The 14,800-nt window shown below is 47.6% G+C and carries 11 protein-coding genes; all 11 read left to right on the top strand.

The window, feature by feature from the left end; all coding sequences use genetic code 11:
- Positions 1-227: 227 nt before the first annotated feature.
- Complete coding sequence (locus tag GC098_RS15470) at positions 228-1,379, top strand: serine hydrolase domain-containing protein (protein WP_171644034.1); 1,152 nt, start codon at positions 228-230, stop codon at positions 1,377-1,379.
- A gap of 147 nt (positions 1,380-1,526) precedes the next feature.
- On the top strand, positions 1,527-1,883 hold the full coding sequence (locus tag GC098_RS15465) for a DUF3870 domain-containing protein (protein WP_057301354.1): 357 nt from the start codon (positions 1,527-1,529) through the stop codon (positions 1,881-1,883).
- A 124-nt stretch (positions 1,884-2,007) separates the two neighbouring features.
- Positions 2,008-2,832, top strand: coding sequence for a D-aminopeptidase DppA (dppA, locus tag GC098_RS15460; protein WP_171644033.1), 825 nt, complete (start codon positions 2,008-2,010; stop codon positions 2,830-2,832).
- A gap of 21 nt (positions 2,833-2,853) precedes the next feature.
- Positions 2,854-3,786, top strand: a complete 933-nt coding sequence (locus GC098_RS15455; RefSeq protein ID WP_171644032.1) for an ABC transporter permease — start codon at positions 2,854-2,856, stop codon at positions 3,784-3,786.
- A 1-nt stretch (position 3,787) separates the two neighbouring features.
- Positions 3,788-4,705 (top strand): ABC transporter permease, encoded by a 918-nt coding sequence (locus GC098_RS15450; RefSeq protein WP_171644031.1) that lies wholly within the window; start codon positions 3,788-3,790, stop codon positions 4,703-4,705.
- A gap of 5 nt (positions 4,706-4,710) precedes the next feature.
- Positions 4,711-5,757: an ABC transporter ATP-binding protein gene (locus GC098_RS15445; protein WP_171644030.1), complete on the top strand. Its 1,047-nt coding sequence runs from the start codon at positions 4,711-4,713 to the stop codon at positions 5,755-5,757.
- 31 nt (positions 5,758-5,788) lie between these two features.
- Positions 5,789-7,432 carry a peptide ABC transporter substrate-binding protein gene (locus tag GC098_RS15440; RefSeq protein ID WP_171644029.1) on the top strand — a complete coding sequence of 548 codons (1,644 nt, stop codon included), beginning with the start codon at positions 5,789-5,791 and terminating at the stop codon, positions 7,430-7,432.
- 75 nt (positions 7,433-7,507) lie between these two features.
- On the top strand, positions 7,508-8,440 hold the full coding sequence (locus GC098_RS15435; RefSeq protein WP_171644028.1) for a S66 peptidase family protein: 933 nt from the start codon (positions 7,508-7,510) through the stop codon (positions 8,438-8,440).
- A gap of 77 nt (positions 8,441-8,517) precedes the next feature.
- A complete protein-coding gene (locus GC098_RS15430) occupies positions 8,518-9,618 on the top strand; it encodes a dipeptide epimerase (RefSeq protein WP_171644027.1) in 1,101 nt (366 codons plus the stop codon).
- Positions 9,615-10,538: a C40 family peptidase gene (locus GC098_RS15425; RefSeq protein WP_171644026.1), complete on the top strand. Its 924-nt coding sequence runs from the start codon at positions 9,615-9,617 to the stop codon at positions 10,536-10,538. Before GC098_RS15430 ends, GC098_RS15425 begins: the two co-directional genes overlap by 4 nt.
- A gap of 209 nt (positions 10,539-10,747) precedes the next feature.
- On the top strand, positions 10,748-14,800 hold the full coding sequence (locus tag GC098_RS15420; RefSeq protein WP_171644025.1) for an FIMAH domain-containing protein: 4,053 nt from the start codon (positions 10,748-10,750) through the stop codon (positions 14,798-14,800).

Raw genomic sequence — 14,800 nt, 5'->3', positions numbered from 1 at the left:
ATTTAATGATATTAATAATTAATATAGATAAATAAATGCATTGCTAACATAATCCTAATAAAACAGTCAAGCTATCGGTAATTGTCGAGGTTTGACTGTTTTTGTGTATTGCACACTAAGCCCATGTTTTCCTAACAAAAAAAATGCTACACAGCAGGAATAGACTTTATTATAATGGAAATATATCGATAAATTCTTTTGCCAAAAAAGGACAAAGGAGGATCGCCTTGAAATCTTTGGATGAACGGATCCAACAGATTATGGACAAGCATCGGATCGTTGGTCTAGCAGCCTCGATGATTTACGAAGGGCGTAAGATATGGAGTGGAGGGTATGGATGGGCGAATGTGGAAAGGCGCATACCCGTTTCGACTCAAACCATTTTCCGGATTGCTTCAATTTCAAAGACAGTGGTCGCGTCAGCGATTATGCAGCTTGTGGAGAAGGGCTTATGCGGTATCGATCAGGATGTAGGAGACCTACTCGGGTTTCCAGTGCGTAGTCCAAAGTATCCAGATAACCCGATAACGCTCAAGCACATCATGACCCATACTTCGGGGCTGCATGATGAATATGTTCGATTTGTCGGTGACTCGCGAAGTGAGAACCCGCCCCAAAAACGTCTTGCGGATATTTTGCTGCCAGACGGGACTTATTTCACGGACAACCTCTGGGGAGAAGGGAAGCCCGGGGATCCGGATTGCTTTGAATACTCAAATCTGGGTGCCGTCATTCTAGCAACTGTCGTTGAACGGCTTTCGAATGAACGTTTTGACGAATTTTGCAAGTGGCATCTGTTCGAACCGCTTCAAATGAATGAGACGAGTTTTCATATCGGCGATCTGAATGATATGGATTCCGTTGCTGTGCTGTATGAATATTCCGAAGTCGATGATCAATTTATTGTAGGAACGGACGATTTTCGTGGAAGAAAACCGGACGCAATCGATTACAGCGGATATGTTCCGGGCACCAACGGAGCGCTTTTCAGCCCTCAAGGCGGATTGCGCACAAATGTAGATGACTTGACGCGCTTTTTGGAAGCGCATACGAACGCGGGTAAATTGAACGATGTTCAAATTTTGAAGCGAGAAACGGTGGATCTCATGCACTTCCCTCATTGGTCGGGGCATAGGCAAGATGGCTTCTTCCGTAATTGCGGGCTCCAGTTTCAGATTACAGACGATCTGATCCCGGGGCACAGACTTATTGGACATTCCGGTGATGCTTATGGACTGCTTAGCGATATGTATTTTCATAAACAGGAAAAATGGGGCTTCATTCTACTCATGAACGGCCTTATCCAAAGAAAAGAACAGGGCGTTTATTTTGAGGCAGAAGAAGAACTTGCTCGGTTATTGCATGCCACTTTCGCCTAGTAAGTGATTCGTTATTTACAACATGTTAATTCGATGTTAGAATATATTACATCATTAGTGTTCTAGCTTCTGGCGGTCGTAGGAAGCACCACCCTTCCCACATCCCGCTCGGAAACCGATCAGAATGCTAATTAGGAGAGTGGTCGTTTGCTATACGACAAAGACACAATTTATGTTATCGGCGACGCTCAAGCTTCCGTGAACAATCCTATTACTCAGCAGTACAACGCATTTTTTATCGGACTTGTCGTAGATACCACCAGCCATAAAATTATCGATGCAGGATGTTCATCTACAATTCCGCTCACATCGGATTTTGTCCGCTCGATCTTTATCGGTCACAATATGCTGCTCCTTGATGTGGTGACGGAGGAAATCCGACGCAGATATCATGGATCATCCCAAAAGGCTCTGATTGTAGCGTATAAAGACGCACAAAAAAAATATAAATTAGCACTTAACGGCCGGGAAGAGCTGGGCTTCCAATCTTCCGGTACAGTGTAAGCTGCTTTATTTATCCGTATGGAAACATACCCGTAAATAAAACCCAGCAAATAGTCTCTTGGGAGGAATGTTCCCATGGCTGTTTGCTGGGTTTTTGCAACTCTACACTATGGGAGGATAATCTATGAAACTGTATATTTCCATTGATATGGAAGGCATCACGGGGCTTGTCGACAACACGTTTATCGATTCTAAGCAGTACAACTACACACGCGGGCAGCACATCATGACGGAAGAAGCCAATCATGTGATAGGAACCGCTTTTGATGAAGGCTGCAAAGAAGTCATTGTCAATGATAGTCACTCCAAAATGAACAATCTGTTGATCGAGAAGCTCCATCCCGAAACACAGTTGATCTCAGGTGATGTGAAGCCTTTTTCTATGGTACAGGGGTTAGACGCCTCTTTCGCAGGAGCGGCTTTTCTAGGTTATCACACTAGAGCGGCTACCAAAGGGGTACTAAGCCATACGATGATCTTCGGCGTTCGTAATATGTACATTAATGATCGAGTAATTGGCGAGCTGGGTTTTAATGCTTATGTTGCCGGACATTACGGCGTACCTGTTCTATTGGTAGCTGGGGACGATGAGACTGCGATTGAAGCGGAGGAGCTTATTCCAGGAATCACGACAGCGATTGTAAAAAGACGGATTTCCCGGACTTCGGCTTTGTGCCTAACCCCGGAAAAAAGCGGGCAGCTGCTCCGGGAGAAAACGAAGGAAGCATTGGCTAATCGCAGTAAGGTCAAGCCGCTCGTACCTCCAGAACATCCGGTGCTGAAGATTGAATTTGCCAACTATGGTCAAGCGGAGTGGGCACACTTGATGCCGGGTACGACCATTGATGATAATAGCCCATTTGTTACTTTTCAGGCTAAAAATATTCTAGAAGCCTACCGAGCCATGTTGGTCATGACGGAATTGGCGATGAGAACGGCATTTTGTTAAAAAGCGGGAGTGGGTGATAGCGTGGCACAATATATTCTTCGCAGATTTATCTCCATGATTGTCACACTGTGGCTAATTATTACGGTTACTTTTGCACTGATGCATGCTGTTCCGGGTTCGCCTTTCGAAAAGGAGGGCAAGAATTCGAATCCGACGGCGGTTCAGAACTTGATGGAATTTTATCATTTGGACCAACCCATTACGACTCAGTACGTGCTTTATTTAAAATCGCTGCTTTCATTGGACCTTGGACCGTCCATTGGCCACTTTCCCGACACCGTCAATTCCATGATCGACAGGGGATTTCCGGTTTCGTTTAAGCTCGGTATCGTGTCCATCCTTATTTCTATCGTGACCGGTATCGCACTCGGCACAGTCGCTGCACTCCGGCAGAACCGAATCATAGACTATCTCGCAATGATCTTTGCCGTTATTGGCATTGCGGTACCCAACTTCATTGTGGCGACCTTGCTGATCAAATATGTAGCCGTCGAATGGAAGCTCCTCCCGGTAGCTACTTGGGGAACCTGGAAACATGTCATCCTGCCTGCACTTGCGTTATCTACAGGACCTCTAGCGATTATTGCTAGATTAACAAGAGCCAGCATGCTCGAGGTATTGACCGCAGACTACATCGAAACGGCAAGGGCCAAGGGCTTGTCGCCCGCAACGATTGTCTTGAAGCATGCACTTCGCAATGCGGTACTTCCGGTCGTTACCTTACTCGGCGCTTTGGTGGCTAACGTTCTTACAGGGAGCTTCGTTATCGAAAAGATTTTCGCCATTCCGGGAATGGGCAAATATTTCGTTGATGGCATTAATAATCGGGATTACTCACTTATTATGGGCACGACAGTATTCTATAGCGCTCTATTAGTCTTTATGATGTTCTTGGTAGATATCGCCTATGGCATCATTGACCCACGCATCAAGCTGCACAGGAAGGAGGGGTAGGATGAACGTTCCAGATTCCTTATTTGTCCCAATGAGCAAGAATAAAGGTACGGCTGAAGCGATTGTCCGAATACGGCTGTCGTTCTGGCAGGAAGCATGGATTAGGCTTCGTGCAAACAAGCTGGCCATGGCGGGGTTAATCATCGTTCTATTAATGTCGCTGCTGGCCATCTTTGGACCGGTCCTTACCGACCATAGCTACTCGAAACAGGTGCTGCTCGATGCCAATCAAAAACCATCGGCAGCCCACTGGTTCGGGACAGATGAACTTGGACGCGACGTCTATGCCCGTATCCTTTATGGAGCACGCATCTCGCTATTTATCGGTCTCATGGCTGCTTTAATCGATTTTGTAATCGGCATTATATATGGCGGCATCGCCGGTTACTTAGGCGGACGGATCGACAATCTCATGATGCGGTTCGTTGATCTTTTGTACGGGATCCCTTATTTACTTGTCGTCATCCTGTTGATGGTCGTCATGGGCCCTGGCCTATTGACCATCATCGTGGCTTTAAGTGCCACAGGCTGGATCGGAATGGCACGCATCGTACGAGGGCAAGTGCTTAGTTTAAAATCATCGGAGTATGTGCTGGCGGCAAGGACGTTAGGCGGAGGCGCGGGTTATATTATCCGCAAACATTTGCTGCCCAACGCGCTAGGAGTCATAATCGTTCAAATGACGTTCTCGGTGCCATCAGCCATCTTCGCAGAAGCATTCTTAAGCTTTCTTGGCCTAGGTATTCAGCCTCCCTTGGCAAGCTGGGGCGTCATGGCCAATGACGGTCTGTCGACCATTTTGTCAGGCCAATGGTGGCGGCTGTTCTATCCGGCGTTTTTCATATCGATGACAATGCTTGCTTTTAATCTGGTGGGCGATGGATTGCAGGACGCTTTTAATCCGAAGAGGAGGAGGTAGCCAACGTGAATGCAAGCAGCACATCCAATGTTCTATTGGAAGTGGATAATCTTCATGTCTCCTTCACCACACATGGGGGAGAGGTTAAGGCGGTCCGCGGAGTCAGCTTTAAATTAACTAAGGGTGAGACTTTGGCTATTGTAGGTGAGTCCGGCTGTGGCAAAAGTGTAACCGCCCGCAGCATGACGCGTCTTCTTCCCGAGCATAGCTCGAAGATCAGCCAGGGCAGCATCCGCTATAAGGGCAGGGAACTGACATTACTCAGTGAGAAGCAGCTGCGAGAGCTGAGAGGCTCTGAAATTTCTATGATTTTCCAAGATGCGATGACAGCCTTAAATCCCACCATCTCCATCGGTGAGCAGATTATGGAAGGAATCATCCGGCATCAGAAAATATCGCGTGCAGAAGCCCGTAAACAAGCCACTGAAATGCTCGGGCTGGTAGGCATCTCCAACCCCGAGATGCGTTTGAAGCAATATCTGCATGAGTTCAGCGGAGGCATGAGACAACGGATTATGATCGCTATTGCAGCGGTATGCAAACCTTCCGTTCTTATTGCGGACGAGCCGACTACGGCACTGGATGTCACCATTCAAGCCCAAATCATTGAGCTGTTCAAAATGCTCCAGAAGAAAACCGGCGTCTCTATTATCATCATCACACATGACCTTGGCGTTGTTGCTAATATGGCTGATCGGGTCAATGTGATGTATGCCGGTAAAATCGTCGAAGCAGGGACCGTATTTGACCTGTTCCACAATCCTCAGCATCCGTATACCAAAGGGCTGCTGGCTTCCATGCCGCGTCTGGACACAGACAAGTCGCTTCCGCTTACACCGATTGCGGGAACACCGCCGGATTTGTTTGCTCCGCCACAAGGCTGCGCTTTTGCAGCGCGCTGCAGTTATGCCATGGAAGTATGCGGTGCCTATCAGCCAGAGCAGACTGCTGTATCGAGCAGCCATTCGGTAGCCTGCTGGTTTCAGGATTTGCGCTCTCAATTTGTATTCCAGCCGCCGATGAAGAGTAACATTATGTCGGCTCTAGGATAAATAAGACCATGAACGAAGGGGAGATGTGCTCATGAAAAAAGTTTCAGCATTGCTAATCAGCTCCGTATTGGTATTCGGTACGTTACTAGCCGGATGCAGCAAAGATCCAGGGTCCGGAACGCAAGATTCTGGAGCCAAACAGACGGAAGCAGCCAAAGAAACGAAGTCCAAAATCCTCCTTTACAACAATTTAAAAGAACCAACATCACTCGATCCTCCGAAAGGATTTGACCAAGTTTCCTACGACGTTGTCAACAATGCGTTTGAAGGATTGACGCGTCTTGGCAAGAACCAGGCTCCTGAGCCGGCTATGGCGAAAGAGTGGAAAGTCAGTCCTGATGGGAAAAAGTACACGTTTACGCTGCGTGACAGCATTAAGTGGTCCAATGGAGATCCCGTTAAAGCTGCCGACTTTGAGTATGCCTGGAAGCGCCTTCTGGATCCAAAAACAGCATCTGATGCGGCTTTCCTCGCATATCCTATTGAAGGTGCTGAAGCTTTCAACTCCGGTAAGGGGACAGCCAATGATGTAAAAATTAAGGCTCTGGATGATAAGACACTTGAGGTTACTTTGACACAGCCTGCTTCTTGGTTAGTTGGCATGGTTTCAAGCCCAGCATTTTTCCCAGTGCATAAGGCTACTGTGGAAGGCAATGCCAAATGGGCAGGTGAAGCGGCCACGATTGTAAGTAACGGGCCGTTCAAAATTACCGAATGGAAGCACGATAGCGAGCTCAAAATGGTGAAAAACGACCAGTACTGGGATGCCGCAAACGTAAAACTGACAGGCGTTACTTTCAAAATGATCAATGATACCAACACCGCTTACCAGCTCTTCACCACTGGTGAGCTTCATACAACTGGATCCATTCCGGCTGACATGAGCGATAAATTGTTTGCAGAAAACAAAGTGAAGGTTGAAGATGCCGCAGGAACTGCGTTCTACCGCTTTAATGTGAAAATGGCACCTTTTAATAACGTCAACATCCGTAAAGCGTTTGTTGCGGCTGTAGACAGACAAAAGCTTGTAGATTTGGTATTAAAGCAAAAGCAGAAACCAGCAGACGGTTATGTATCTCCTGGACTTAAGGATCCTGCGGGTGGAGACTTCCGCAAGGTTGGCGGCAGTCTGATCAAGTTTGATGCAGCCGAAGCGAAAAAGCTTTTGGAAAAAGGGATGCAGGAAGCCGGATACACGAAGCTGCCTGAAGTTACTTTGACTTATAACACGAACGATGTGAGTCAACGAATTGCTCAAACGCTTCAAGCTATGCTCAAAGATAACTTGGGTATCGATGTGAAACTCGCGAACAAAGAAGGTAAAGTTCTGACTACCGAACAAAAGGCTCTGCAGCTGCAATTGTCACGTTCTTCGTTCCTCCCGGACTTTGCCGATCCGATCAACTTCCTGGACGGCTTCCAATCGACGAATCCGTTCAGCCGAACAGGGTGGGTTAACGCTTCTTTTGATAAATTGATCAAAGACGCATATGTAGAATCGGATGAGGCTAAACGATACAAAATGATGCATGATGCGGAGAAGATTTTAATGGACGAAGCTCCGGTTCTGCCGCTTTACTTCTATAACTCCACTTACCTGCAAAGTGACAAATTGGAAGGCGTCGTTAGACACGCTTTCGGCTTCCTCGACTTTAAGTGGGCAGATTTGAAATAAAATTGAATGACGGAGGGATGCACCTGTTAGAGGTGCTTCTCCCTTTTTTTCAGGCGTGAAAGGAGTGCTTCATGGATGGTTGAGCTTATAAAGCCTAGGCGGTTAAATCCTGGCGATACGGTAGCCATAACGGCCCCGGCTAGTTGGGCAGACAAGGATCAAGTGAAAGCGGCTTCGTCCTATCTGGAGGAGCTGGGGCTCCATGTGCGGCTAGGAGATACCCTCTCTATGCAGCATGGCTATCTGGCAGGAACGGATGAGCAGCGGGCAGCAGAATTGAATGCCATGTTCGCCGATCCGACGATCAAAGCGATCATTTGTGCGCGTGGCGGTTACGGTACTGGGAGAATGGCGGATTTACTGGACTATGAGCTCATTCGCGCTAATCCGAAGATTTTCTGGGGCTACAGCGATATTACCTTTCTACATGCGGCGATAGGACGTTTAGCGGGATTGGTTACCTTTCACGGTCCGATGTTGATCGATCTGGGAAAAGAAGATGTGCACCCGCTCACGATTCAAAATTATGAAACGCTTCTTCGCCCGTCCGTTCTTCGCTATACGGAGGAGATTTCCCCTCTGCAAACCTTAGTTGAAGGAGAAGCGTTCGGAGCCCTCGTAGGAGGGAACATTTCCTTGATTGTTAGTACGCTTGGAACTCCATATGAGCTGGACACGAGAGGGAAACTCCTTTTTATTGAAGATATTGATGAAGAGCCCTATAGGTTGGATCGGATGCTAAACCAGCTAAGGCTTGCGGGTAAATTTGCCGATGTGGCCGGCATTCTAATCTGCGATTTTAACAATTGTATGCCGAACAAACGGAAGGTGTCGCTTACTTTAGAGCAAATATTTAACGATCACATCGTTTCTGCAGGGAAGCCGACACTCGCTGGATTTAAGATCGGCCACTGCTCTCCCAATATTGCGGTTCCGATGGGCATAGGAGCAAGAATGAGTACGTATGATAAGCTGCTGGCATGTACGGAACCCGGTGTAGAGGCATAAGCTTATGCTTCCGAAGTCGTTTTGTGGCATAAGCCCGCTTCGCTTGCATAGCTGCACAAAACTTTCAGGAGGCAAACATGAACATTCAAAGTGTTGAAGTAATGCGGCAATCGACTCCGCTCATTAAGCCATTTAAAACAGCACTGCGTACGGTGTATAAAACGGAGTCTATCATCGTTCGGATTCAGGCTAATGATGGCAGGATCGGATGGGGAGAGGCACCGGCAACGATTGTTATAACCGGTGACAGCCTGGATAGTATCCATTCAGCAATTGTAAATACGTTCACCCCCTTACTTATTGGCAAAAACCTACTGGCGTACGAACGCATTCTGCAAGAGATTCATCATTCCATGATAGGCAGCAGCAGTGCCAAAGCGGCAGTAGATATGGCTATATACGATCTAGTCGCGCAGTATTGCGGTCTCCCATTGTACCAGTTCCTCGGTGGTTATAAGGATCAGATAGAGACGGATTACACGGTAAGCGTCAATTCACCTAAGGAAATGGGAGAAGACGCTATCCGTTATGTGCAGGAAGGCTTCAATGTACTGAAGATTAAGGTTGGTAAAGATGATATTCAAGAGGATATCGAAAGAATTAAGGAAATCCGCAGCTGTGTCGGCAGCAGTGTGAAAATTCGCATAGATGCGAATCAGGGGTGGCAGGTAAAGGACGCCATCCGGACTATCCGCCGCATGGAGGATTTTGGGCTTGATATTGAATTGGTAGAGCAGCCGGTGAAAGCTAACGACATCGAAGGGCTGAAAATGGTTACAGATAGCGTGGAAACCCCCATTATGGCAGATGAGAGTGTATTTTCTCCGGCACAAGCCTTCGAAGTGCTGAAACACCGCGCAGCCGATTTGATTAATATCAAACTGATGAAATCCGGCGGTATTTACAAAGCGCAAATTATTAACCATATCGCGGAAGAATTCGGTGTCGAGTGCATGGTGGGAAGCATGATCGAATCTCGTGTGGCTGTAACAGCAGCAGCTCATCTGGCAGCTAGCAAGAAGAACATTACACGGTTCGATTTCGATGCCCCTCTCATGATGCTGAACGATATCGTGATAGGCGGTGTGAAGTATGATGGTAGAATGATGACCTTCCCGAAAGAAGCAGGTCTTGGCATCCGTGATGTGGTCCCCAGCGAAAGTGTAGTGGGGTCATGAGTATGCAGAAGAGGATGATAGTCGCTGTATCCGTCGCAACGGTTTGGACGAAGCCCGAATCTCCACGGCCTTTGGATGAACTTGCTCTAAGGCATCCGGTTGAAATTAGAGAATGGCTGAAGCGCATGACGATAGACGATAAGCTGGACTTGTGGGAAGGGAACCGGATTCAGACTCAAATTCTTTATGGTACCAACGTGCTGGTTGTGGAAGAACTGGACGATTGGCTAAAAGTGCTCATTCCTCAGCAGGGAACACGTAAGGAAGCTTTGGGTTACCCCGGCTGGGTGCCAAGATGCCAGCTGGTTACAGAGCCGGAAGCCCCTGCTGGCTCGAAGCGAGCGGAAGTGAGAACAGCTCAAGCGTGGCTGTACCGGAATCCGTCCGAGCGCTCGATCGAATTGAGTTATCTGACCTCATTACCTGTCCTTGATGAAACCGAAGAATGGGTAAAGGTGAAGATGCCAGAGGGTGCTGGTTATTTAAAAGCGAACGAGGTCCGCTTGATCGATGGCTCTTTGATCCCCGAGTCTGGTGAAGGCCATATCGGACGTGGAATCGTGGAGCAGGGGAGAAGATTTCTTGATCTGCCTTATTTATGGGGCGGGTTGTCCTCATTTGGCTACGATTGCTCCGGTTTTGCTTATAGCATGCACAGATACTTTGGGATTTCGATTCCAAGAGACGCCTCTGACCAAGCTAAGCAGGGGACGCTCATTACAAAGGAACAGCTGGAACCGGGGGATTTGCTCTTTTTCGCTTATGAAGAAGGCAAGGGAGCTATTCACCATGTGGGGATCTATGCCGGAGACAATCGGATGATCCATTCCCCTGAATCGATCAAATCAATTGAAATTGTGGATTTAAGCAGCTATAAGCTAGCCAAAGAGCACTGCGTGTCAAGGCGGTACTGGAGCTAGCTCAGTGTTCAAAAAGCTCGTAAGATGAAGATCTTACGGGCTTTTGTTATTTTAAAGGAGTGAATAGTTAAGAAAGTTCATAAAAAGCAATATTTTATATATGTGATTTAACATACTTTTTGATAACTGTATAGATTATTCACTATTAATGATAGAAGCGGCTGTGTATACTTCAGTAGAATTCTAATTCAACTAAGGGGGTACATAGTATGACGAAGTTTAATAACCTTCGAACGAAGATCATAATGGCCATTCTGATCCTTTCGATGGTGTATCCAGTCATTGCTTTACCATCTGCATCCGCAAGTGCGCTGACTGTTTTATTCGAGGATAATTTTGAAAGCGGTTCAACAAATAGGTGGACGCTTACTGGCGCGGCCAATTCGTGGTCGATCGCTACGAATGACACCGACAATGCGGCCAACAAAGTATTTTATCAGAACAATACATCAACAGAAGCTTTTGCTATTGCGAACAATCTATCGGCTGCCGACTATGCGATTGAGGCTAGGGTGAAGCTGACAGATGGAGGCGCTTATCCTGGTATAGTGGCACGATACACAGATGCGAGCAATTACTATATGTTCAGAGTAAACAAAACGAGTGAAGCCAGAGTCGAACTCAGCAAAAATGTGGCCGGCACATCAACTATGCTTGCAGCGGCTGTCCCTTTTGCAAGCGTTTCGAATAAATGGTACACGCTGAAGATGGTACTAAAGGGTACCTCAATTCGCTGTTTTATCGACGATGTCTTGGTTTTCGATGTGACGGATAGCAAATGGACGACAGGCAAGGTCGGATTTCGTACCAAATGGGGACTGGCTCAGTTTGACGACGTGAAAATCACAGACGCCTCTAACCTACCTGCCGCTCCTGCCAACTTGACTGCTGGGATTGTAACGGCGACGTCGATCCCGTTGACCTGGGATCATGTAGCTGACGCAACGGCTTACCGTGTTTACCGATCGACCAGCGCTAACGGTACGTTTGCGCAAGTCTACAAAGGTTCGGCTAACGCCTTCCGTGACACAGGCCTTAATGCGCAAACAACGTATTATTACAAAGTATCGACGGTGGTTAGTGCGCTGGAATCGACATTCTCCACAGCGAAGGACGTTACGACAACTGCGAGAGCGGCCGCTCCGACGGGTCTAACCGCATCGAATCCAACGGACCATTCCATTTCCTTGAACTGGCATGCAACAAGCGGTGCAAGCGCTTATGTTCTTTACCGGGGAGGCAGCGCGTCTGGCCCATTCACGAATGCGGTATACACGGGCACCGACACTTCGTATGTGGATACCAGTCTGCGAATGGGACAGACGTATTATTACAAGTTGTCCTATAAGGCAACGGAAGAAAATGCCTTTGATGAATCGAACTTGTCCGAAGCTGCAAGTGAGACGACCACGGTCACGCCAACGGATTCGGATGATCAAATCCCAGACCCGACGGAGCAGGGAAATATCGCCAACGGCGTCCCTTGGTTAGACACGGACGGCAATGTGATGCAAGCCCATGGCGGCGGTGTCATCAAATCGGGCGACACGTACTATTGGTTCGGTGAAGACAAGAGCCACAATTCGGCTGTCTTCAAGGCGGTATCGGTGTATGCATCTAAGGATTTGATCCACTGGGAATTCCGCAACCAGGCGCTCACGATTGCGTCGGATACGGCCAACCTCACCGACGCCAAGATCGAACGTCCTAAAGTGCTGTATAATGAGAAAACGAATAAGTATGTCATGTGGGGCCACTGGGAAGTGGGCAGCAATTACAACGAGGCGAATGCTTATGTGGCAGTATCGGATACAGTCGACGGCAATTACCAATTTGTCGCGAAGTTCAGACCTTTGGCAGATAAAGGGGTATATGAAGCAGATGGCCGGTTAGGTAAGGACAATCGGGATTTTACCGTATTTCAGGACGATGATGGTACGGCTTACTTGATTTCTTCGACGAACGGCAATAAAGATCTCGGTATTTATCAACTAACTGAGGACTACACGGGAGTAGAGAAGCCTCTTTATACGCTGTATGCCGGACAGAGAAGAGAAGCGCCTGCCATTTTGAAGAAAGACGGTATTTATTATTTGCTTACTTCCGGCCAATCCGGCTGGTACCCGAATCAAGGGAAGTATTCAACTTCTACCTCAATCAAGGAAAATATGTGGTCGGATCTGAAGAATTTCGGAGAAAATTCGACCTTTTACAGCCAGCCTTCATTTATTATTACAGTGCTTGGCTCACAGGAAACGTCCTACATTTATGCCGGTGACCGATGGTACGCAAACCAATTAGGAAGCTCGCAATATATTTGGCTTCCGCTTGAACTTAATACCGAGAGCCGGACCCTTGACATGGAATACAGCGGCAATTGGAGTTTGAACGCCGAGACGGGTATCATCGATCAGTCCCGTTACATCAACGCTTCGCAAGGGAAAACTGCGACGGCGTCAACCGAAAGCGCAGCGCTGCCATCAGCCAATGCGGTTGACGGCAATTATGCCACCAAATTCGATACGGCAAACACCAACGTGCCTTATTGGTGGCAGGTCGATCTTGGCGCCTTGTACGATCTTAGCCGAATCGATTTGAGCTTCCTGCAAGTGAATGGATCTGAAATGTATTTTCAATACATCGTGGAGGGCAGCAAGGACGGAAGCACGTACACCGTGATTTCAAATAACAGCTCGAACAAGCAAGTGGCTTTTACAAGCAACTCCTTGTCGGGAATATACCGCTATATCAAGGTAACGGTCTCAGCAATAAAAAAAGCGTCGGACAATAGCACGCAAACTTGGTCCAAGGGTTTCAATGAAGTGAAAGTTTTTGCGACGAGAGAAGTCTATGAGCCCGGCAAGGTAAAAGGACTCACCTTCTCAGATGCTCAAGGCTATTGGAACAACGGCAAGACCATCGTTCACTTCAATGCGCCTTCCGTAGCGGGGAACACGTTCAAATATAAGTTGTCGTCGGATACGAACCCGGTTCCTGCTAACTATTACGGTGACGATGCGTCTTCGTGGTCTTCTATCGTTGATGGTCAAGCCATTGATGCATCGAACGGCCAGTATATCGCTGTTGCCGAAGTGAACACCAAAGGAAAGATCGTTGCGATTAGCCAAGGTACGGCGATTGTAACAGTCGAGGAAGTTGTCATCCCTGATGCACCGACTGGTTTAACGGCTGCAGTGAATGGAGCGACGGGAGTTGCGCTGAACTGGACAGCTGTGCCTGGGGCTCAGAGCTACAATGTTTACCGTGCTGATTCAAAGAACGGAACCTTTAAGAAGATAAACGATTCTGCTGTTATTGGCACGAGCTATGCGGACATAGGTTTGACGTTGGATACGGCGTACTCCTATCAAGTGACCGCAGTTAACACAGCTGGTGAGTCGGGCTTCAGCAACGCGGCTGGATTTGATTTTATCGTGCCTCCAGTTACTGTCGCGAAGTTGGAAGGTGTGCAGTATAGCCAGTGGTACCAAACTCCTGTTACGGTAACACTGAGCGCAACGGACGATTTTTCAGGTATCGGCAAAACGGAGTATAAGCTCTCAGTCGTAACCGAGTCTGTGTATGGATCGACGGCTCCGACAGAAGGATTTGTTGCCTATACAGGAACGATCACGCTATTGGATGGTGTTTATACCATCGCATACCGCTCTGTTGATAAGGCCGGGAATGTGGAAGCTGATCAATACTTACAGGTAAGAATAGACGCGACTGCTCCAGTTGTGTCGCTGAACGCAATTGGCGCCAATCTAAGCGAAGGAGCTCAGTTTGAGAATGATCAGACCTTAACGCTGCAAGTACAAGCAGAAGATAACCTGTCGGGTGTTAACGGAACCTTCATCCTGCTTGATGGAGAGGCATATGCCGCTGGAACGGCACTTGATTTGACCAGTAAACTCGGTTCGCACACCGTTACGATTACCGTAACGGACAATGCAGGAAACGAGCGTAAAATACAATATACGTTCAAAGTAACCACAAGCGTTCGTGCGATGAATGAGCTTCTAAACCGTTTAGAAGCTTCAGGTGAATTGACGGGTCCTGTGCTCACTCAGCTTGAGAATAGCTTGCAGCAAACAGAACATCAGCTGAATAAAGGCTCGAAAGATAAAGCGGCGAAGCATATGGGCGATTTCATCAAACATCTGACTAACCGGACATCGCAGGATCATGTAACGGAACATGCCGTATCTATACTCAATGCGAGCACAAATTACCTGATCGCATTGTGGAATGTATCGTAG

Origin of the sequence: Paenibacillus phytorum (assembly GCF_013141715.1) — a bacterium.
Classification (GTDB): Bacteria; Bacillota; Bacilli; order Paenibacillales; family NBRC-103111; genus Paenibacillus_E; species Paenibacillus_E phytorum.
Note: the sequence above shows the minus strand (reverse complement) of the source record. Positions and strands in the feature narration are given on the sequence as shown.

What these genes read in the sequence shown, in the direction of transcription:
- dppA (WP_171644033.1), top strand. Translation starts at nt 2,008, where the DNA reads ATGAAACTGTATATTTCCATTGATATGGAAGGCATCACGGGGCTTGTC.
- GC098_RS15450 (WP_171644031.1), top strand. Translation starts at nt 3,788, where the DNA reads ATGAACGTTCCAGATTCCTTATTTGTCCCAATGAGCAAGAATAAAGGT.
- GC098_RS15440 (WP_171644029.1), top strand. Translation starts at nt 5,789, where the DNA reads ATGAAAAAAGTTTCAGCATTGCTAATCAGCTCCGTATTGGTATTCGGT.
- GC098_RS15435 (WP_171644028.1), top strand. Translation starts at nt 7,508, where the DNA reads ATGGTTGAGCTTATAAAGCCTAGGCGGTTAAATCCTGGCGATACGGTA.
- GC098_RS15430 (WP_171644027.1), top strand. Translation starts at nt 8,518, where the DNA reads ATGAACATTCAAAGTGTTGAAGTAATGCGGCAATCGACTCCGCTCATT.
- GC098_RS15425 (WP_171644026.1), top strand. Translation starts at nt 9,615, where the DNA reads ATGAGTATGCAGAAGAGGATGATAGTCGCTGTATCCGTCGCAACGGTT.
- GC098_RS15420 (WP_171644025.1), top strand. Translation starts at nt 10,748, where the DNA reads ATGACGAAGTTTAATAACCTTCGAACGAAGATCATAATGGCCATTCTG.